The 20,142-nt window shown below is 67.8% G+C and carries 22 protein-coding genes; 13 read left to right on the top strand and 9 right to left on the bottom strand.

The features are described 5' to 3' along the window. Window positions 1-45 precede the first annotated feature (45 nt). Both ON39_RS14230 and ON39_RS14235 read left to right on the top strand, forming a co-directional pair. A complete protein-coding gene (locus tag ON39_RS14230; RefSeq protein WP_040734436.1) occupies window positions 46-513 on the top strand; it encodes an NUDIX hydrolase in 468 nt (155 codons plus the stop codon). 167 nt (window positions 514-680) lie between these two features. Next, complete coding sequence (locus ON39_RS14235) at window positions 681-1,418, top strand: hypothetical protein (RefSeq protein WP_040734437.1); 738 nt, start codon at window positions 681-683, stop codon at window positions 1,416-1,418. A 7-nt stretch (window positions 1,419-1,425) separates the two neighbouring features. On the opposite strand, the gene ON39_RS48765 is transcribed toward ON39_RS14235, so the two are convergent. Both ON39_RS48765 and arsM read right to left on the bottom strand, forming a co-directional pair. Further along, the gene (locus ON39_RS48765; RefSeq protein ID WP_146251293.1) at window positions 1,426-1,665 is read right to left on the bottom strand and encodes a hypothetical protein; all 240 of its coding nucleotides are present in this window, start codon (window positions 1,663-1,665) and stop codon (window positions 1,426-1,428) included. A 187-nt stretch (window positions 1,666-1,852) separates the two neighbouring features. Then, entirely contained in the window at window positions 1,853-2,662 is an 810-nt protein-coding gene (gene arsM / locus ON39_RS14240) for an arsenite methyltransferase (RefSeq protein WP_040734440.1), read from the bottom strand. A 105-nt stretch (window positions 2,663-2,767) separates the two neighbouring features. Here arsM and ON39_RS14245 point away from each other — a divergent pair, with 105 nt between their 5' ends. The 3 genes from ON39_RS14245 (at window position 2,768) to ON39_RS14255 (ending at window position 4,435) form a co-directional block, all read left to right on the top strand. Next, window positions 2,768-3,142 carry an ArsR/SmtB family transcription factor gene (locus ON39_RS14245; RefSeq protein WP_040734441.1) on the top strand — a complete coding sequence of 125 codons (375 nt, stop codon included), beginning with the start codon at window positions 2,768-2,770 and terminating at the stop codon, window positions 3,140-3,142. A gap of 76 nt (window positions 3,143-3,218) precedes the next feature. After that, window positions 3,219-3,965, top strand: a complete 747-nt coding sequence (locus ON39_RS14250) for a helix-turn-helix domain-containing protein (protein WP_051186602.1) — start codon at window positions 3,219-3,221, stop codon at window positions 3,963-3,965. Between the two features lie 53 nt (window positions 3,966-4,018). Beyond that, window positions 4,019-4,435: a VOC family protein gene (locus ON39_RS14255; RefSeq protein ID WP_040734442.1), complete on the top strand. Its 417-nt coding sequence runs from the start codon at window positions 4,019-4,021 to the stop codon at window positions 4,433-4,435. Between the two features lie 161 nt (window positions 4,436-4,596). On the opposite strand, the gene ON39_RS51415 is transcribed toward ON39_RS14255, so the two are convergent. Together ON39_RS51415 and ON39_RS14260 are read right to left on the bottom strand one after the other, a co-directional pair. Continuing rightward, window positions 4,597-5,022: a PASTA domain-containing protein gene (locus ON39_RS51415; protein WP_110293842.1), complete on the bottom strand. Its 426-nt coding sequence runs from the start codon at window positions 5,020-5,022 to the stop codon at window positions 4,597-4,599. 21 nt (window positions 5,023-5,043) lie between these two features. Beyond that, window positions 5,044-6,240: an NAD(P)/FAD-dependent oxidoreductase gene (locus ON39_RS14260; protein WP_040734443.1), complete on the bottom strand. Its 1,197-nt coding sequence runs from the start codon at window positions 6,238-6,240 to the stop codon at window positions 5,044-5,046. Window positions 6,241-6,335: 95 nt separating this feature from the next. Here ON39_RS14260 and ON39_RS14265 point away from each other — a divergent pair, with 95 nt between their 5' ends. The 8 genes from ON39_RS14265 to ON39_RS14300 all read left to right on the top strand — a co-directional run bounded on the left by ON39_RS14265 (window position 6,336) and on the right by ON39_RS14300 (window position 15,807). Next, window positions 6,336-7,217: a LysR family transcriptional regulator gene (locus ON39_RS14265; protein ID WP_040734444.1), complete on the top strand. Its 882-nt coding sequence runs from the start codon at window positions 6,336-6,338 to the stop codon at window positions 7,215-7,217. Window positions 7,218-7,273: 56 nt separating this feature from the next. Then, complete coding sequence (locus ON39_RS14270) at window positions 7,274-8,713, top strand: cytochrome ubiquinol oxidase subunit I (protein ID WP_040734445.1); 1,440 nt, start codon at window positions 7,274-7,276, stop codon at window positions 8,711-8,713. Between the two features lie 70 nt (window positions 8,714-8,783). Next, window positions 8,784-9,788 carry a cytochrome d ubiquinol oxidase subunit II gene (gene cydB, locus ON39_RS14275; protein ID WP_051186603.1) on the top strand — a complete coding sequence of 335 codons (1,005 nt, stop codon included), beginning with the start codon at window positions 8,784-8,786 and terminating at the stop codon, window positions 9,786-9,788. A 53-nt stretch (window positions 9,789-9,841) separates the two neighbouring features. Next, window positions 9,842-11,446, top strand: coding sequence for a thiol reductant ABC exporter subunit CydD (gene cydD, locus ON39_RS14280; protein ID WP_051186604.1), 1,605 nt, complete (start codon window positions 9,842-9,844; stop codon window positions 11,444-11,446). Then, entirely contained in the window at window positions 11,443-13,071 is a 1,629-nt protein-coding gene (cydC, locus tag ON39_RS14285; RefSeq protein WP_051186605.1) for a thiol reductant ABC exporter subunit CydC, read from the top strand. The genes cydD and cydC overlap by 4 nt, the downstream gene beginning before the upstream one ends. Before the next feature lie 94 nt (window positions 13,072-13,165). Continuing rightward, the gene (locus ON39_RS14290) at window positions 13,166-13,639 is read left to right on the top strand and encodes an allene oxide cyclase barrel-like domain-containing protein (protein ID WP_040734524.1); all 474 of its coding nucleotides are present in this window, start codon (window positions 13,166-13,168) and stop codon (window positions 13,637-13,639) included. 389 nt (window positions 13,640-14,028) lie between these two features. Next, on the top strand, window positions 14,029-15,147 hold the full coding sequence (locus ON39_RS14295) for an FAD-dependent oxidoreductase (RefSeq protein ID WP_040734449.1): 1,119 nt from the start codon (window positions 14,029-14,031) through the stop codon (window positions 15,145-15,147). Between the two features lie 153 nt (window positions 15,148-15,300). After that, window positions 15,301-15,807 carry a gluconokinase gene (locus ON39_RS14300; protein ID WP_211336432.1) on the top strand — a complete coding sequence of 169 codons (507 nt, stop codon included), beginning with the start codon at window positions 15,301-15,303 and terminating at the stop codon, window positions 15,805-15,807. Here the strand turns inward: ON39_RS14300 and ON39_RS14305 are convergent. The 5 genes from ON39_RS14305 to ON39_RS14325 all read right to left on the bottom strand — a co-directional run bounded on the left by ON39_RS14305 (window position 15,802) and on the right by ON39_RS14325 (window position 19,996). Then, on the bottom strand, window positions 15,802-16,365 hold the full coding sequence (locus ON39_RS14305; RefSeq protein ID WP_040734451.1) for a type 1 glutamine amidotransferase domain-containing protein: 564 nt from the start codon (window positions 16,363-16,365) through the stop codon (window positions 15,802-15,804). The two genes, ON39_RS14300 and ON39_RS14305, sit on opposite strands and share 6 nt — an antisense overlap. A 67-nt stretch (window positions 16,366-16,432) precedes the next feature. Continuing rightward, entirely contained in the window at window positions 16,433-17,320 is an 888-nt protein-coding gene (locus ON39_RS14310) for a DUF5995 family protein (RefSeq protein WP_083894438.1), read from the bottom strand. Beyond that, window positions 17,308-18,099: a M50 family metallopeptidase gene (locus tag ON39_RS14315; protein WP_040734453.1), complete on the bottom strand. Its 792-nt coding sequence runs from the start codon at window positions 18,097-18,099 to the stop codon at window positions 17,308-17,310. Before ON39_RS14315 ends, ON39_RS14310 begins: the two co-directional genes overlap by 13 nt. 9 nt (window positions 18,100-18,108) lie before the next feature. Continuing rightward, window positions 18,109-19,665 (bottom strand): AMP-binding protein, encoded by a 1,557-nt coding sequence (locus tag ON39_RS14320; RefSeq protein ID WP_246003109.1) that lies wholly within the window; start codon window positions 19,663-19,665, stop codon window positions 18,109-18,111. 46 nt (window positions 19,666-19,711) lie between these two features. After that, window positions 19,712-19,996 (bottom strand): hypothetical protein, encoded by a 285-nt coding sequence (locus ON39_RS14325; protein WP_040734455.1) that lies wholly within the window; start codon window positions 19,994-19,996, stop codon window positions 19,712-19,714. Window positions 19,997-20,142 lie beyond the last annotated feature (146 nt).

Consider the following 20,142-nt stretch of genomic DNA (forward strand, 5'->3'; position numbering starts at 1 on the left):
ACACGTTCGCCGCTTAGCGATCCGAGCCCGGCATAAGGTTTGGGGGTGAGTTTCAGAATCGCGGCGTACGGCGTCTGCCTCGAACAGGGCAAGGTGTTGCTTGCTCGCCATGTGACCGAGGGTGGCGAAACCTCTTGGACGCTTCCAGGCGGGAGGGTCGAGCACGCAGAAGATCCCTTCGATGCTGTGACTCGGGAGATCCGGGAGGAGACCGGTTACGAAGGCGTCGTCGACCGCCTTCTGGGCGTGGATTCGAGGGTGATCCCCGCAGCTGTCGCCCATGCTGGAGTGGACCATCAGAATATCGGGATCTTTTACCGCGTCCGCGTCACCGGCGGTCGGCTGAGAGCCGAGCCGAACGGGGACACCGTGGAGCCGACGTGGACGCCGATCGGGGAGGTTGCCAGTCTGCGCCGATCATCGCTTGTCGATACCGGGCTGGCACTGGCACAGATTCTTCCGGCAACTGGTCACGTGCGGCCGACTCCGGTGGGCGGCCTGATTCAGCACTGAAGTTCAATGCTCAAACATCCTCTTCTGCCGCTTCCGGGCGGCAGTTGAGTCGCAGGCGTTGGCCTCCATTCGATCTCGCAAACATCCGATAGTGCCGATTATCGAGTGGTGGGCGTCGAACGGACGTTGCTACCGTGCAAGCGTTCGATGTTCATGAAGGGACGAATATGCCCGTGGTGCGGCGGTTCTGGATCGAATTCGATCGGGACCGCGAACCGGCTTGGCCCGGATCGTACGTCGGTGTGACCGGCTACGGCGAGCAGGACTGTCTTACTATGGTGACCGATCTGCTCCCCGACGGCGCGGAGTCACGCCGGGTGCGCCGCATCACGCCGGATATCGTTGTGGACGAGAACCTTTCGGTGAACATTCGCGCTCTCGGAGTCCCGGTGTGGCGCGGGGTTTGGTATCCGCCCAGCAATCTCCGGACCGGGCCGACGTGGCGTCCCCGCGGCGTCGGCCGAAATCCTGCCGCACCCCTCTCCGGCCCGGAACGTCGCACAGATTCACCCACACAGCCAGGGGCCGCGGTGCGCCCCGATCCACTGCCGGAGTGGTGGGACGAAATCCCGCATGTCGACAGTTTGCTGTGGCCGGCCGGTAACCTGCCCTACACCTATCTGGGCGATCAGATGTGGCGGTACGCACCAGAACTGCGCCGCGCCATCATCGAGGAGCCGAGCTATGGGGACATGGTGCGCGAAGCCCTCGACTACGTGATCGCGCGACGTCCGACACCGAGCGATTGGTTCGATCCGAACACGACCACGTTCCTCGATCAACAGCATCAGAACGAATATCTGCGAACCTTTCGCGACTACTTGTTCGGACACCACCCGCATCCGATCTACCCTCCTCGCAAACCACTTGCACCCGACGCGGACACCACATCGTTCGACGAATGAGCACGGGCTATGAGGGCTCCGAACAACCTGTAATGCCGCGGGTGAGGATCGCCGCGCGCTCGTCACCTCGGCGCAGCACGCCGAAGTCAGTGTGCACAGCAGGATGAGCTCGCCGGAATGCGACCACGAAACCCGCGTTACCGCCGTGACGTTCAGCGGGATCGCGACGAAAACCGATACCGAAGGAAAACCCGTCGAGTCGCACCACATCGACGGGAAACTGACGCGAGCGGTCGAATGAACCCAACGGCGCGCCGATAGGTCCGACGTCGTCAACCGCGATGACTCACGATCGCGAGGCGAGACCGTGGCATCTCGACTCGGTTGGCCCGTCCGGGTCCACCGCCATCCCCATGAACTTCACGCCGTCCAGCCGAGTGGAGCACGTGCGTCCGCGCATTGATCACTGTCGCGGACCACGAGTCCAAGGAGATCTACGAGCAGCAGCTCGGGCCGCAGCACGGAGTCGTCGGCTCGCCGGCCGCCTGCTCAGCTGGTTTGACGGCCTTCACAATCGCCGAGTGCATGTCATCGGCGACCGAATGCGTTGTGGTGATTTCGACGTCGGTGAACCCCGCCGCCTCCAGCCCGGCCCGGTACTCAGCGAAAGACAACGCGCCTGCGATGCAGCCGACGTACTCACCGCGCTCGGCCCGCTGTGCGGGGGTGAGGGCGTCGTCGGCGACGACATCGGAGATCCCGATCCGCCCGCCCGGCACCAGCACTCGCGCCATCTCGGCGAAGACGGCGGGTTTGTCGACCGACAGGTTGATCACGCAGTTGGAGATCACGACGTCGATGCTTTTGGCGGGCAACGGGATCGACTCGATCGTGCCTTTCAAGAACTCCACGTTCGTCGCTTCGGCCTTGGCGGCATTCTCCTGTGCCAGGGCCAGCATCTCCTCGGTCATGTCGACGCCGTAGGCCTTGCCGGTCGGTCCGACCCGGCGTGCGGAGAGCAGCACATCGATCCCGCCGCCGGAACCGAGGTCCAGGACGCGTTCACCTTCACGAAGGTCGGCGACCGCAGTTGGATTGCCGCAGCCGAGTGAGGCGGTGGTGGCTTGAATCGGGAGCTGGTCGCGGTCGGCGGCGGTGTAGAGGCCGGCGCCGAAGTAGGCGTCGATCTCGACATCGGAGGTACCGCAACAGTCGTTGGCGGCTCCGCCTGCGGCGACGGTGACCGCGGCTTCGGCGTAGCGGGCGCGCACGGTTTCGCGGAGTTCGCTGTGCTGCTGTGTCATGACATACCCCTGACTGGGAGACTCGGGCGGCTGCTCCGACCGGGCTGTATTGATGGATACCGATACAGCTTGCGACACTGCATCGACGAATGTCAATATAGAAGTGTGTCGAAACAAGAACTGCCCGTCGTAGCCACCACCGGCTGCTGCGGCCCCACCCTGACCACACCGCTGTCTGCCGACACCGCGGCGGAGCTGGCTGCCGCTTTCAAAGCCCTCAGCGACCCCGTCCGTTTGCGGCTGCTCTCGCTGATTGCCTCGCGTCCCGGCGAGGAGGTGTGCGTGTGTGAGCTGACACCGCAGTTCGAGCAATCCCAACCCACCATCTCCCACCACCTGAAGGTGCTGCGCGAAGCCGGGCTCATCGACTGCGAGCGCCGCGGCACCTGGGTGTACTACTGGGTGATCCCCGAAGCGCTGCAACGTCTTTCGACAGTGCTGATTCCTGGTGTCGCCGCGCCGGCTGGCGCTTCGGCGTGAGCGCTGCCGTGGGTGAGCGCTGCCTCCAGCGGTTTCCGGCGCGGCGGCGGACGGCTGCCGGTGCTAGTTTCTGGCCGTGACCTTCGACGCGGGCGGTGGCATCGAGCAGCACCTGTCCGATTCGCCTTATGTGGAGCGGATCTATCGGGCCGGGTCGATCACTGGGCCGGTAGCGTCGCGGATGCGGTCGGTGGCCAATTCGAATTGGGAGCTCGTTGTCTGGCGCGATCGCGGGGACACACACGTTTCGCTCCGTGGCCCCGAGACCGGTCCCACGGTGCTGGAGCTGGGCTCGGGTCCGGGCGAAACACTCGGGATCATTTTCCGGCATGGTGCGTTTCTGGCGCCGATGCCGATGTCAGCGCTGGTGGACACCGCGGTGTCGAGTTCGCACGCCACGGCCCGCTCGTTCGTGTTGCAGGGCGAGGAGTGGGAGATTCCGACCTACGGCAACGCCGATGTTTTTGTGGACCGTTTGGTCCGGGCCGGACTGCTGGTGCGCGATCCGCTGGTCACGGATGTCCTGCGCGGAGATGCGACAACGTTGGTCACTCCGCGGTCGGTGCAGCGGCGGGTGGCGGCGGCGACCGGGCTGACGCAGGGTGCGATCCGGCAGATCGAGCGGGCCAGACAGGCCGTGCTATTGCTGCAGCAGGGGATGCCGGCGATCGAGGTTGTTCAGCGGACGGGTTATCACGATCAGCCGCATCTTGCGCGTTCGCTGATCCGGTTCATCGGTTGCACCGCTTCCCAACTGCGGCACGCCGACGATGGCGAGATGCTGTCGCTCCTGTACAAGACCGAGGTCGAGGTGCGCCCCTAGCTTTGTGGTGTCGCGGGAACACCCTGCACATCGAACATTTTCGGAGGCACGAAATGGCATTCACGCAGATCTACGTCAACCTGCCGGTCACCGACCTCGAGGCGAGCAAGAAGGTATACACGGCGATGGGAGGCACGATCAATCCGGATTTTACCGGGGACACCTCCGCTCAGGTTGTCTTCGCCGAAACGCTTGTGGTGCAACTGATGACGCGCGAGACGTTCGCTACCTTCACCAAGCGAGACATTGCCGAGGGCCCGATCGAGGTGATCAACGCGCTGGCCGCCGGATCGCGTGCAGAAGTCGACCGTCTCGCCGACGCGGCGCTGGCAGCAGGAGCCACCGAACCGCGGGACGCCCAGGACATGGGCTGGCTGTACAACCGTGCGATCGACGACCCTGACGGCCACTGCTGGGAGCTGCTGGCTTACAACGCCGAAGCTCTGAACGAGGACGCCACGACCTCCTGACAAGCTGACATCGGTGGTGTGCCCGGTCACGGAGCGGGGTGGTAGGGACGTCCAATCGATCGCTGCACAGCTTCTCCCATAGACAACATCCTCGATTGCCGCGACCCGGGCATTGTTCGGCCGTCCAAACCGGCTGGCCGACAGCGCTTCCCGGTGCGCGTTCATGCCGATGAGCGACTGCCCAAGCAGTGCCGGGGGACTGGGTAGTGAGATCGCGTGGGCTCTCGATGAGCGACAGCGTTCGACCGTTCGATAGCCTGCATCATTCCCCGCAGATCGGGCCCTGACCGGGCCCACCGTCGGGCCCGATGGATGCCTCGCGGGTGCGCAGCGTGCATCGCGGTTCCGGAGGGGACCAGTGCGCCGCCTTTCGGGTGTACCTCGGTGACCACGCAGGAGACGTCGTTCGGGCCGCGTCCGACGCCGCCCTGCGTGATCACTCGAAAACCCGCGTGCTCCAACAACTCTCGTGCCTCGACGGGACGGTCTCCGATGACGTCGGGGACCGTCGGAGCCGATTGCGGAGGGCCGCTGAAAATATCGTCCGAGCCGCAGCCCGCGGATGCCGCGACAGCCACGGCGAGCACTGTGGGGCGGGGTTCTCGCGGTTACAGCGAGGCGAGCACGTCGTCCATGCTCGGCTGATCGGCGATCATCCCGCGCAGGCGCTCGAATTCCTCGCTCCGGCCCACGCAAGCCGCGCCGACCAGTCGGTCTCCCTTCCAGAAGAGGGCGGAGAAGTCCAGTTCGGCGGGTTCACCGCGCAAGGTGTGTCCCCGTTCGTCGAAGACATCGGCGGCGGCGGGCCACCCGCACACTGCCAACTGCACGCCGTACTGCTCCGACGTCGACGACGGAACGGGCGTGTACGGCGTCTCGATGCCGAGCAGATTGCGGGCGGCGGCGCTCGCCTGCTCCATCGCATTGCTGTAATGCTCGATCCGGTACCGCCCGCCGAGTAGCGGATGCGACTGGGAGGTCACATCACCGGCCGCGAAGATCCCGGGCGCGGAGGTGCGGCACAGCTCGTCCACCACAATCCCGCCCTGCACCGCCAGTCCGGCGCGCACGGCGAGCTCGGTCTCCGGGACCATGCCGAGCGCGGCGACGGCCACCTCGGCAGACCAGCTGCGGCCGTCCTCGGCGGTGGCCACGACACCGTCGGCGGTTTCGGTGACCTCGCTCAACCGCACACCCAAGTGCAGATCGACGCCATTGGATCGGTGCAGTGTCGCGTACACGCCGCCGAGCCACGGCGGGGCGATGCGGGCCAGTGGCACACCCGACATCTCCAGCACAGTCACCTCGCAGCCGAGTGACCGCGCGGTCGCCGCCACCTCCAGACCGATCAGCCCCGCGCCGATCACCAGCAGTGACGGCTTGCCCGCCAGCTCCTCGCGCAACGCGAGCGCCTCGGCCTGCGTGCGCAGGGTGCGCGCGCCGTCCATACCGGGCACCCGCCGCGCCCGTCCGCCGGTGGCCAGCAGGAGGCGGTGGTAACGCAGCCGTGAGCCATCGTCCAGATCGAGCGTCCGGGTGCCGGGATCCAGTTCTCGCACACCGATTCCGGTCCGCAGCTCGATGTGCCGCTCGGCCCAGCTCGACTCGGCCGCGACGGCAATGTGCTCGGGCTGCGCGAACCCGGCGAGCAGGCCCTTGGACAGCGGCGGCCGCCAGTAGGGCCGCTCGGGTTCGTCGCCGATGACGACGATCGGACCGTCGTGGCCCTCGGCGCGCAGGGTCTGCGCGGCGGTGGCTCCGGCCAAGCCGGCACCGACAATGACGATGGGTTCGGTGGAAGTCATGATCGGACGCTAATCTCGGAGCGCTCATGTCTTCCAAGACCTATTGCGCCATAACATCATTCTCCAAGAGGCATAAGACGAGAACGAGGGGTTCCATGGACCTGTTGCAGCTGCGGTACTTCCAGACCGTTGCCCGCCGCGAGCACATCAGCCAGGCCGCCGAGGAACTGCTGGTCGCGCAGCCATCGGTGAGCCGGACCATCGCGCGGCTGGAGAAAGAGCTGGGCGTCCCGCTCTTCGACCGGGTGGGACGGCAGGTGCGGCTCAACGCCTTCGGCGCGGCCTTCCTGCGCCGGGTGGACCGGGCGCTCGGCGAACTCGACGACGCCCGCCGCGAACTGGCCGACAGCGCCGGACTGGACCACGGGCGGGTGGCGGTCGCCGCGGAAACCCTGCTGACCATCAGCGGGCTGCTCGCGCGGTTCCGGGTACGGCATCCGGGCGTCGATATCCGGCTGTTCCAATCCAATGCCGAGGGTATGACCCGCCAGCTCGCCGACCGCGAGGTCGACCTCTGCTTCGCCTCACAACCCCTGATCGGCCCGGAACATCGGTCCATGACCCTACGTCGCGAGGAGGTCGTGCTCGCCGTCCCGCTGGCGCATCCGCTGGCGGCGCGCGACCGGGTGGGGATCGCCGAATTGGCCGACGAGCCATGGGTGACCTGCCGTCCGGGGTATTGGCCGCGGGAACTGCTGGACCGCTTGTTCACCGCCGCCGAACTGCGTCCGAAGATTGTGTGCGAGGCCGACGAGCCCGGGGTGACCGGCGATCTGATCGGTGCCGGGCTCGGGATCGGGTTGGTGCCGAGCACATCCCGGCAGGTACTGCCGCGCACCTCTCCGGTGGCCTGGCTACAGGTGGACGCCCCGGGCTGTGAGCGGACGCTCAGTGTGGTGTGGCGAGACGACGCCTACCTGTCGGTGGCCGCGCAGCGGCTCCGCGATTTCGCCATGGTCATGGCGGACGAGGCATGATCTTATGGCTGAGTTGGTCGTTGATGTAATGGGTTGGGGCTCTTAGCGTCCCATTCATGGATGTTCTAGATCTGGCTCGTGTGCAGTTCGCCGGGACGACCTCCGTCCACTGGCTGTTCGTGATCCTCACGCTCGGGCTGGTCCCCGTGGTGGCGGCCATGCACACCTGGGCGGTGTGCACCCGCGACCCCACGCGCCGGGTAGCCCTCGAGCGGAGCACTCGCTTCTGGGGCCAGCTCTACGTCATCAACTACGCGCTGGGCATAGTGACCGGCCTGGTCATGGAGTTCCAATTCGGTCTGAATTGGAGCGGGCTCAGCAAGTTCGCCGGGAATGTCATCGGTGCGCCGCTCGCCCTGGAGACGCTGGTGGCCTTCTTCGCCGAGTCCACCTTCCTCGGTATGTGGATCTTCGGGTGGGGCCGGCTGCGGGCCCGCTGGCATGCCGCCCTGATCTGGCTGGTCGCGCTGACCGCGTACGCCTCGGCCTACTTCATCCTGGTATCCAACGGTTTCATGCAGCACCCCGTCGGATATGAGGTGCGCGACGGCGTGGCCTACCTGACCGATGTCGCCGCGGTGATGACCAACCCGAACGCCCTGCTGGCGCTGGCGCACGTCGCTGTGGCGGCACTGCTGACCGGCGGGGTGTTCATCGCCGGGGTAAGCGCCTACCACATCGCCAAGCACACCGCCGATCACGCATTCTTCACTCGATCGCTGCGCTTGGGGGTGGGTATGGCCGCGCTCGCGTCCTTCCCCGTATTCCTGATCGGGGTGAAGCAGTACCCGCTGCTGCGGCGGACACAGCCGATGAAGTTCGCCGTACTGGACGGCGGTGACGAGGCGGCGGAGTTGCAGAAACAGCTTGTCGCGCAACACGGTCCGGGGAACTACACCCCGCCCAGCTGGATGAATATCGGCCAGTACGTCATGTTGTATCTCGGCGAGGTCGTGGCGATCGTCGCACTGATCGCCGCCCTGGTGGTATTCCGCGAGTGGCTGGTGCGGTTCCGTGTGGTCGCGATCCTGCTGGCCCTGGCCTATCCGATGGTGCTCGCCAAATTCGTGGGTTCGCTGCTGTACGGGGAGCCTGGGCCGAACGAGGGGATCCTCTATGGCGCGATGTTCGTCATGGTCGTGGCCCTTCTGGTCTACGGCCCGCGGGTGGCGCGCTGGCGGCAGGGGGCCTGGCTGCTGGTCGCCATGATCCCGCTGCCGTTCATCGCATCCATCGGTGGCTGGGTGTTCCGCGAGACCGGGCGGCAGCCCTGGCTCATCTATGGCGAGCTCACCGTCGACCAGGCCGTCTCGCATGTATCCGCCGCGAATCTGTGGGTGTCGTGCGTCGGGTTCATCGCCGTGTTCGTCGCGCTCGCCATCACCAACTGGACGCTTATCGCGCGGTTTGCCCGTCGCGGTCCCGACGCCGTCCAACTGGGCGCGGTCGATCCGGTTCGCCCGCGTCCGGACGATGAACTCGTCGCCGTCCTCTGAAGACCGCACGGGACGCGATGCGCCCGTGCCCCTGTCGCCGACGCAAAGAATTCTCGAGGAGTTGTCTGTCGTGAGTGTGCAGATTGTGTGGCTGGTGCTGTTGGGGCTGATGCTCAGCGGCTACTTCGTGCTCGCCGGTTATGACTACGGCACTCAGATGCTGTATTCGCTGGTAGGACGAGACGCATCCACCCGCCGGGTGACGCGCGGCGCGCTCGGTCCCTTCTTCTTCGGCAACGAAGTCTGGCTGGTCGCCTTCGTCGGGGTGCTGTTCGGGGCATTCCCGCTGCTGGAGGGCGAGCTGCTCGCCGGCCTGTATCCCCTGCTGATCCTGCTCCTGGCGGGACTGGTCGTCGGTAAGGCCGCCGTACAGCTGCGCGGGCGGATGGAGAGCCCGTCGGCCGGTCGCCTCTTCGACCTCCTGATCGTGTTCGGGGGGCTGGTTCCGGCGATGGGCTGGGGTCTGGTGGTCGGCCTGCTGCTGCGCGGTGTTCCCCTGCGGGACGACGGCACATTCACACTCGGATGGTCGGAGGTGCTCGATCCGTTCGTCGTGTCGGCCGGACTGAGCAATGTGCTGCTGCTGGCCGCGCACGGGGCGACCTTTCTGTCCATGCGGGCGCGTGGTGAGGTGGCTCAGCGGGCCCGGAATCTGGCTCGCCCGCTACTGATTTCGGCGATCGTGGCCGTTCTGGCGACCGCGCTGCTCGGCGGGCGCACCGCGGTGACCAGGCCGGTGATCGCGCTGGCTCTGGCAGGAGTCCTGGTCGCCGCATTGCTGGGCGCGCTCGTCGCGGCGGCGCTGGGACCGCGGGGATCGGCGTTCGCGGCGACCTCGGTCGCCGCACTGCTGCCGGTTCCGCTGATTTTCGCGAGTCTGTACCCCTTCATCCTGGTTTCCCATGCGGACGGCGGCCCGGGGCTGACCGTGGCCGAGGCCGCAGCCGACTCCGGCACGCTGAGGATGCTGCTGCCGGTCGGGGCGGTGGTGATTCCGGTGGTCATCGCCTGCCAGGTGATGAGCTGGTGGCTGTTCCGCGGCCGCGTCGGCCACCAGACGCCCAGCTACTTCTAGGACGGTGCCCGGTGAAATCGACGGAAAGACGTCTACTGCGCGAGGCGCCCGCGATGCGGAGACACCTCGGCGTGACCGGGCTGGCGGCGCTCGCGACGGGGGTGGCGGTAATCCTCCAGGCGGACCTGCTGGCCCGGGTCCTGACCGGCGGGTCGACCGCGGTGTTCCTCGCGCTGGGGGCCGTGGTTGTCGCCCGCGCCGCACTGGTGTGGGGGCAGATGATCCTTGCCCGCCGTGGCGCGACCGAGATCAAGACCGATCTGCGTGCTCGGCTGCTCGGTCACATCGCGCGATCGGGTCCGCTGCGGTTGGGTCGCGAACGACAGGGGGAGCTGACCACGCTGGTCACCCGGGGGCTGGACGCGCTGGATCCCTACTTCACCGGCTATCTGCCGAAATACGTTGCGACCGCGGTGATTCCGGTGCTGGTGCTGACCAGGCTGGCCTTCGCCGACTGGGTCTCGGCCGCGATCATCGCGGTGACGCTGCCACTGATCCCGATCTTCGGCGCGCTGGTCGGTCTGCACACCCGGCAACGCACGGAACAGCAGTGGGCGTTGATGTCTCGGCTCGGCGGCCACTTTCTCGATGTCGTGACCGGATTGCCGACGCTGCGGGCGTTCGGCCGCGCGCGACACCAAATCGGTGTGGTGCGGCGGATTTCCGACGCCCACCGGCGCGCCACCATGCGCACGCTGCGCGTGGCATTCCTGTCCTCGCTGGTGCTGGAGTGGGTGGCCACCCTGTCGGTGGCGCTGGTCGCGGTGCCGATCGGACTGCGGCTGATGGGGGGCGGGGTGGAGTTGGCGACCGCACTGCTGGTGCTGTTCCTCGCCCCGGAGGCGTACCTGCCGCTGCGTGCGCTGGGCACCGCTTTCCACGACAGCACCGAGGGGATAGCGGTGGCGGAGCGGGTATTCGCCGACCTCGACACTCCGGAAGCGGACCCGACGTCCGGCCGCGCCGTGCCGGACACACGACGCGTCGGCCTCGTGCTCGACCGCGTGATCGTGCGATACCCGAGCCGGGACCGGCCTGCGCTCGCGGGAGTCTCGCTGCGGGTGCGCCCCGGGGAACGTGTCGGCCTCGTCGGACCGAGCGGCGCGGGAAAGTCCACTCTGCTGTCGGTGCTGCTCGGCTTCACCCGTCCGGAGTCCGGAAAGGTGCTGGTGGGCGACGAAGACCTCGCCGAGCTGTCCATGGACGCGTGGCGCGAACGCATCGCGTGGATTCCCCAGCGTCCGCACCTGTTCGCCGCGTCTGTCGCGGACAATATTCGCCTGGGCCGACCCGCCGCCTCCCACACACAGGTGCGCGCCGCGGCGTATGCGGCGGCAGCCGACGAATTCATCACCGCACTGCCCGACGGGTACGACACCGTGCTCGGAGAACGGGGCGCAGGCCTGTCAGCCGGTCAGCGTCAGCGCATCGCGATCGCCCGCGCCTTCCTTCGCGACGCCCCGATCCTGCTGCTGGACGAGCCGACCGCGCACCTCGACCCGGAGAGCGAATCGGCGGTTGTCGCCGCTTCCGCCCGGCTGATGGTCGGCCGCACGGCCCTGATCGTCGCGCACCGCCCAGCCCTGCTCGAGCATGTCGACCGCGTGATCACGGTCGAGGACGGCCGCGTCCGCGCCGTGGCGAGGAGTGTCGCGTGACCACCCGTCTGCTGACCTCGCTGTTGCCGCACTGGCGACGACTGCTGCCCGCCGCGGCGACCGCGGTCGCCGCGGAACTGGCCGCGGTCGCACTGATGGCCACCGCCGCCTGGCTCATCGCGCGGGCCGCCGAGCAGCCGCCGATATCCGCTGTGACGGTGGCCATTGTGGCGGTGCGGGCGCTCGCGCTGGGGCGCGGCGTGCTCCGCTACGTCGACCGGCTGCTCGGCCACGATGGTGCGCTGGCGGCAGTGACCGACCTTCGGGCGACGTTGTACCGGGCGCTGGAACCGCTTGCACCGAACGGTATTTCAGCGTTCCGCAGTGGTGACCTGCTCACCCGGCTGGTCGACGATGTGGACGCGGTGCAGGACCTGCTGCTGCGCTGCCTGGTGCCGGCGACCGTAGCGGCCGGGGTGACGATCGCGGCGGCGGGTACCGCGGCGGTTTTGTCGCCGACGGCAGGGACAGTGCTGGTGACCGGGTTGCTCATCGCCGGCGTGGCCGTACCCGGGGCGGTGTTCGCGTCGACGGGACGCTCACCCGCCGAGAAGGATGTCCGGGGTGCGCTGGCCGCGCGGACCGCCGATCTGCTCGACGGTGCCGCGGATCTGGCCGCGTACAACGCGATCGGCTCGGCACTGGCCGCGGCGCGGGAACTCGATGCCGAGCTCGCGCGGCGAGAGCGGGCGAAGGCGTGGACGGCGGGACTGGCCGGCTCGGCGGTGTTGCTGATCCAGGGCGGAACCACGATCGCCGTCGCCGCCCTGGCCCAGCGGGCCGGGCTGTCGTCGATCACCGTGACCGTGCTGGTCGTGCTCGCATTGACCGCATTCGAAGCGATCACGCCGCTGCCTGCCGCCGCGCACCGATATGCCGAGGTACGCATGTCCGCCCGTCGGCTTTCGGCGATCCTGAATGCCGCGCCGGCCGTGGTGGAGCCGTCTCGCACCGTCGTGGCGTCCGACCACACCGTCCGGATCCGGGGTCTGCGAGTACCCGGCCGTCTCGACGGCCCTGTCGACCTCCTCCTCGAGCCCGGGCGGCGGGTCGCGCTCGTCGGACCGAGCGGGTCTGGGAAGTCCACGGTGCTGGCGGTGCTGATGCGGTTCGTCGAGTATCAGGGCAGCGTCACCATCGGCGGGCGCGAGCTGAGATCGCTGCCCGGCGACGAGGTGCGCCGCCTCATCACCGGAGTGACCCAGGACGCGCATATCTTCCACACGAGTATCCGGGAGAACCTCGCCTTCGCCAAACCCGATGCGCCCCACGAGGAATTGCGTGCGGCAGCGCGACAGGCGCGACTGCTGGACTGGATCGAGTCACTGCCGAACGGGTGGGACACTCCCGTCGGCGCGGGCGGCGCGGCCATGTCGGGCGGTCAGCGGCAACGCCTGGTGCTGGCGCGCGCCCTGCTCGCCGATCCACCGGTGCTGGTACTGGACGAGCCAACGGAGGGCCTCGACCCGGACACCGCCGAGGAACTTCTAGCCGACGTCCTGGCCGTTACTCGACACCGCACCACGTTGCTGGTAACCCACAATGCGATGGCACAGGCCGCCGTAGACGAGATCCATTCGACGGCGGGGACAAAGTCTATTTCCGTCATAACTCCGCTTCTATAACTCCATAGCAATATCGGTCTTAGATTCGATACTTCGTGCGGCATAGCTTGAAGGGGTGAGAAATCAATACTCCGCGAATCCGATGAGAACAATCATGATGGCCGCTACCGGTGCGCTGCTGGTCGGCAGCGGGCTCAGCGCCTGCGGTGAGGATGCCGGCGCGGCGAGCATGCCGGATGATCGAATCGAGATTCTGGAACTCGCGGTCGAGAACGACCAGTTCGGGGCTCCAGACCTTGCTCCAGCAGGCGCGAGCGTCGGCGATGTGTCCGCCTACACAGGCTGGCTGACGAAGGACGGCCGTCGGGTCGGACAGGGTGGGGGGTCATGCCAGAACGTCCGTGTCGACGGTGCCGAGATCACCAAGCAATGTGTGATCACGGTGCGGCTCGAGCAGGGATCCCTGACAATGCAGGCCCTCGGGCAATTGGATGAGAGTCCGCTCGACATGGCCATCACCGGCGGCACCAGCGATTACCGCGGGGCACAGGGCATCGTTCGATACTGGGATATCGCGAAACCGACCGAGCGCCTACGAGCCGAGATCACGCATCCGACGCGGGATTGACCTCGCTGCCGGGTCGATTGTCGTGGGATCGCGAAAATTGCTTTGATACCAGGTGTTTTCACGGCGGCGGAATTGTTTTCGCACGGCGGGGGAGAATGCCCCCTCGGGACATTTATGTGGCGTTCGTTATGAGGACTACCGAGCCGTCGAGGACCCGGCGGGCGCGGTGCGTCGCAGCGTAAGCGACCCCGGCTGCCGCGAGCCGGGATGCCGGGCTATAGTCGCTGGGTCGCGAAAAGCGATGTTCGGCGCGAGTTTTCCGCTGGCATCGTTCGTACATCGATACAGATGGTTCTGATCGTTGAGCGTCTCCGTGCCAGGCCGGGCATCCCGCCCGCTCCAGGCACCGACCGTCGCCGACGCGTGTCGGCGCAACAGAGGAGCGCAGCATGCAGAAGACCATCGCTATTGTCGGAGCCGGACTGGGCGGGTTGACGCTCGCGCGGGTGCTTCAGGTGCACGGGGTCGCCGCGACGATCTATGAGGGTGAGGCTTCGGCGGACAACCGTGAGCAGGGCGGTCTGCTCGACATCGAGGAAACGACCGGGCAGGTCGCGCTGCGGGCAGCCGGTCTGTTCGACGAGTTCCGCACTCTGGTCCGTCCGGGTGAGGATGCCAAGCGGGTGGTCGACCAGCACGGCACCGTGCTGTTCGACAGGCCCGCGGACCCCGGTTCGGCTCGTCCTGAGGTGGACCGTGGCGAACTCAGGCGTCTGTTCATCGACTCGCTGGCGCCGGGGACGATCAGGTGGGGTCACAAGCTCGACTCAGTCCGCCGCCGGGAGGGCGGCTACGACCTCACCTTCGCGAAAGGTTCCGCCGCGCGCGCCGACATCGTCATCGGCGCGGACGGTGCGTGGTCGAAGGTGCGCCTGCTGCTCACCCCCGCCGAGCCGCTCTACAGCGGAACCTGCTTCATCGAGATCGCCCTCACCTCATCCGGCCACAGGTGTCGGGCGAGCGTGGCCGCGATCGGCAGTGGCACGCTGATGGCGGTCGCGCCGGGCAAAGGCATCATCGCCCATCGCTACGCCGACGGGCACGTGCGCGGATACGTGGCCCTGAACAAGCCCGAGGAGTGGGTGAGATCGATCGACTTCGGCGACCCGTCCGCCAGTCTGCGTCGAGTCGCCGACGAGTTCGATGGCTGGTCGCCGCTGCTCACCGACTTCGTGACGGAAAGCGATGCGCAACCGTGGCTGCGACCCATCTATGCCCTTCCGGTCGGGCTCGAGTGGGACCGGGTGCCCGGCGCGACGCTCGTCGGCGACGCAGCGCATCTGATGTCGCCCTTCGCCGGCGAGGGCGCGAACCTGGCCATGTACGACGGCGCGGACCTGGCGAGCAACCTGGTCGAGCAACCCGACATCGAGGCCGCGCTCACCGTCTACGAACAGCGGCTATTCCTGCGGGGCAGCGACGCCGCCGGCCGCTCGGCGCAAAACCTGAAGGACTTCTTCGGCCCGGAAGCACCGCACAGCGTAGTCACTCTCTTCGATCACTCCTGATGGCGCAAACTCGGCGAGTAAGTCGAATCGCCTGGCAGCTACCGTCCGCCCATTCGCGGCGTTCGTGCGGCGTGTCCGGTGGAAAGCGGGCGATGCCTTAAGGTCGGGACCGCGCGTCCACTGGCGGGCGCTGCGCGAGGAGAAGGAGCCGATGTGGCGCAGCGAGGGCTGCCTGTCGTGGTGGTGATGGGGGTGTCAGGGTCCGGGAAGTCGACGGTGGGCCGGGCGCTGGCCGCGGAGTTGGGCGTGGAGTACGCGGAGGGCGACGAGTTTCATCCCGAGGCCAATATCGCGAAGATGGCGGCGGGGATTCCCCTGGATGACGCGGATCGCGCACCCTGGCTCGATCTCGTGGCGGCCTGGATGGGGGAGCGGACCGATGGCGGTGTCGTCACGTGTTCGGCGCTCAAGCGCGTCTACCGTGATCGGCTCCGGGCCGCCGCGCCCGACGCGTTCTTCCTGCACCTGGCCGCCCCGCGCGACGAACTCGCACACCGAATGGCCGACCGCACTGGGCATTTCATGCCATCGAGCCTGCTCGACTCGCAATTGGCCGCGCTCGAACCCCTCGCGGAGGACGAGCGCGGCCAGACCGTCGACGCGACTCGCGACCCGGCGGACCTGGCCCGCGAAACGGCCGCGGAACTGCGCGAACTATGACTTCGAGGTGAGTTCCTGGGTGATCGCGCCGCAGAAATCGTCGAGGTCATCCGGGTTGCGGGAGGTGATCAGGGTCCAACCGTTCTCGGCCGAGCGCACGACCGGCTCGTCGACCCACCGCCCGCCCGCGTTGTTCAGGTCGGTGCGCAGCGAGAAGTATGAGGTCAGCGTCTTGTCGGGGGTCAGCTCGGCCTCGGCGAGCAGCCACGGCCCGTGGCAGATCGCCGCGATCGGCTTGCCCGCGGCGGCGAACTCCTTGGCCAGCTCGACGGCGCGGTCCTCCGCGCGCAGCTTGTCGGCGTTGACCGTGCCGCCCGGCACGACGAGCACGTCGTAGTCGTCGACCGAGACGTCCTCGAACGCCGAGTCCGGCTGCACCGCGACGTCCTTCTCGGTGTCGTGCTCGAAGGTCTGCACCTGCTCGTTCTTGGGTGCGGCATGCACCACGGTGGCGCCCTTCTCCTTCAGATTCTTCTGCGGTACCAGCAGCTCATCGCGCTCGACGCCGGTGTTCGACGTGATGATCAGTACGCGCGTCCCGTTCAGCTCTTCTGTCATGCCGACTACTCCCTTCCATCATTCGTCCCAGGAGTAGGCGTGCCGCGAAACCGCGAAGCTAAACCTGCTAGAGCGCACCGAGTCGGGTGAGCACCTCGAAGGCGACGTCCGCGCTGCGCCACAGCGCGTCGATCTCGGCCGTCGTCGCGGGCGCGAGCGCGGGGTCGGCCAATGCGAGGCCGTTGCCGAAGATCACCACATTGGCCCCCACGTCGGCCAGACGCAGCAGCTGCGGCGTGGCCACGCCCTGGCCGAAGACCAGGTCCAGCCCCTCGCCGACGAAGTAGAAGCGCCACAGCGGGCCGAGGTCACCGTGGTAGACGTCCTTGGTGGCCTCGATGATGAGCGAACCGTGCTGCGCGATCGCGTCGACGATCTTGAAATAGTCGGCGGCGTTCGACGGCGTGCTACCGATGGCCGCCACCGCGTAGGACAGGTCGACCGTCAGGTGGGCGTTGTACCCCGCCATCGCGATGCGGGCGGGGGAGAGGTCGCAGTGGCGGGTGAGCTCGAAGTAGTTGGCCCACTGCGGATCCGTTGGCGCGCCGGTGAATTCGGCGTGCACGTTGCGCAGGAACCGCGACAGCAGTTCGAGGCTGATGCGGTGTGCGAACTCCGGATCGGCGAACGCGGCGGGGTCGCGCTGCAGCGGCATCACAGCGGCCTGCTCGACGGCGTCGAGCCCGAGCGCGAAGACGCCGCGCAGGTCCCGATGCTCGACCAGGATCCGGGTGAGCTGCCGATGCCGCTCGACGGCTTGCTCCAGTCGCTGCGCGGATGATCCGGCGAGGGCGGTGGTGTCCGAGAGCGCGACGAGGGAGGCCACCTCGGTATCCGATAACGGTGTGCCACAAGCGGAGTCGGCGGCCGCCGGGCCCGCGCCGAACAGCGTGGCGTAGCCGAGAACCAGCGCCGAGACGACGGCGACACGAATGATATTGCTCAGGGTGCGCATGTTCCTCCGGACAGGGTGGCCAGGCAGACTCCGGAGATATCGGAGATCAGCAAACCCGCGCCGACGACCAGCGAGGCGACCGCGATCGCCCCGAACAGCCCGACCCACAGCAGGCCGGGCAGGTGGGTGAGCCGGGCGAGCTGGTCGGCGTCGGACGCGACGTCCTCCTGATAGCGGCTGCGCAGCTGACGCGAGCGGCCGCGCTGCAACTCGATCACCGGCCGCGCCCCGGCCAGCAGCAGGAACCACGCGCCGAGATAGGCGAAGCCGGCCTGGAGCGTGTCGGTGCCGAACCAGGACACCGCGAAAACCGTGGCGCCGAGCGCGAATACGGTCAGCATGCCGTAGACGTTGCGCGTCATGATCAGCACCGCGGCCAGCAGCGCGATGGCGACCCAGAGCATGAGCGTGATCCGGCTCGCGCCGAGCAGCGCGGCGAAACCCAGTCCCAGCAGCGGCGGTCCGGGATATCCGGCCATCGTCGTGAGAATCATGCCGAGGCCGTAGGGTTTTCCGCTCGACACGGTGAGACCCGAAGTGTCCGAGTGCAATCGGATACTGTTCAGCCTGCGCCCGGTGAGCAGGGCGACCAGCGCGTGCCCGCCCTCGTGCGCGATGGTGACGATATTGCGGGTGTAGCGCCAGAGGGGCGTGTATCCGACCAGCACGAGCGCGACCACGCCCGCGCCGGCCACCAACCACCACGGCGGCTGGGTCTGGGTTGTCGTCAGGCGGTCGGCGATGGAGGCGCCACGCTCGACCCATTCGGCTCTGTCCACCGCCGCACCTTATCCGGCGTCGGACATCCGCGCGCGCAGCCGGCGTTTGTGGATCTTGCCTGCCTCGTCGCGGGGCAGTTCGGCCACGATCCGCAGCACCCTCGGCACCTTGTGCGCGGCGAGCTGCGCGGCGAGGCCCGCGCGGACACCGTCCTCGGTGAGTTTCGCGCCCGGCCGCGGAAGAATGTGGGCGGCAACGGCTTCGCCGAGATCGCCGGGGTGCGCGACGCCGAACACCGCGACGTCCTCGACGCCGCCCAGCGCCATGATCGCGTTCTCGATCTCGGCGGGGTAGACGTGCACGCCGCCGGAGACGATGACCTCGCTGGTCCGGCCGGTCAGATAGAGGTAGCCCTCCTCGTCGAGGTAGCCGCGATCGCCCGTGGCGAGGAAACCCGGTATGGCACAGTCGGGTTCGCCGGTGTCGTGCAGATAGCGGCACTTCGGCCAGTAGTCGGCACCGCGCACCAGCACCTGACCGGTCTGCCCCGCGGGCAGCGGGTCGCCCGCGTCGTCGGCGATGAGCACGGCCGCGCCGTCCGTCGGGCGGCCGACGCTGCCGGGGTGCGCGAGCCACTCCTCGGCGCGGATCCAGGTGATGGTGCCCGCCTCGGCGCAGCCGTAATACTCGATCAGCGCGTCGCCGAACCAGTCGATGGCGGCCCGCTTCACGGCGGGCGGGCACGGCGCGGAGGAGTGGATGAGGTGGGTGAGGCTGGAGACGTCGTAGCGAGCGCGCACGTCCTCGGGCAGCGAGAGCAGCCGCGACAGCATGGTGGGCACCACCTTGGCCTGGTTGATCGCGCGCTCGTCGACGATGCGCAGGAATTGTTCGGCGTCCCAGCGCGGCATGATCGTGAGGTGAGTGCCGACTCGCAGTGCGAGCGTGGCGATTCCGTTCGGGCTCGCGTGATAGAGCGGGCCGGGAATCACCGCCTGCCCGCGCGGGGTGAGCCCGAGCCGCCTGGCCGCGCCGCCCGCGACCGACAGCCACTGGTGCGGCGTCATCTTCTCGCGCAGAACGGCTTTGGGGCGGCCGGTGGTGCCGGAGGTGTAGATCAACCCGGTCGAGTCGTCGCGCGAGGCCTCGATGCGGCCGAGCGGCGCCGGGTGGGCCTCGATCCACTGTTCCAGGGTCGCGTGCCTGCCGGTCGGCTCGGCCAGCGTCGCGTCCAGGCCGGTCTCGGCGAGCAGCTCGGCGGGCATGGTGATCTCGAGGATGGTCGTATCCTCGTGCGGCACAGCCTGTTCGACGGTCTCGATGAACTCGGTGTGCGCGATGACCAGGCGCGCGCCGCTGTCGGCGAGCACGTGCGCCACCTCGGACGCCCGCCAATGGGTGGCGATCGGCACCGAGTTCGCACCGCAGACGGCGACGGCGAGGGACACCTCGAGGAACTCGATGTCGTTGCGGATCATCATCGCTACGCGATCGCCCGGCCGCACGCCCGCCTCGGCGAGCGCGGCGGCGAGGCGCCCCGCCCGCTGATGCGCCTCGGCCTGCGCGCGCACGCGACCCGCGCAGGTAATGGTTGGTGGTGACATGCTGCCCGAAGCGTCGCCCATGTTTCGCAGTCTGCCACTTCCTCAGCTACCTTGTAGCGCAAGCGGGTTACGAGGTTTTCGTGGGGATTCCGGTCATGTCGCCGATGACGCTGCGGGCGCGGTAGGCGAGGGTGCCGTTGGGTTTCAACAGCATCGCGGAGCGGTTCCGTGGGGGTGACGGGAGCGCGAGGTGTGTGGTCGAACCGTTGTCGTTGCGGCCGTCCGCGTCCTCGGTGAGCCGGGCCGTGCGGGTGAGTTCGTCCCCCGCGGCAGCCGTCAGGGTCTCCGCCCGGCCACATGTCAGGCCGACCAGTTTGCCCGTGTTGGACGAACTTCCGAGCTCCTCGCCCACCGAGCCCGCGCAGCGTCAGCACGATGTCGTAACCCGCCAGCTTGTCCTGGGCAACCCCTTTCCACTCGCCGACGAACGCCTTCGGCAGTGCGGCTGCGGGACCGCCGGCCCCGCCTGAACCGGTGAACTGCTGAGTGATGATGAAG

This window comes from Nocardia tenerifensis NBRC 101015 (genome assembly GCF_000308715.1).
GTDB classification, from domain to species: domain Bacteria; phylum Actinomycetota; class Actinomycetes; order Mycobacteriales; family Mycobacteriaceae; genus Nocardia; species Nocardia tenerifensis.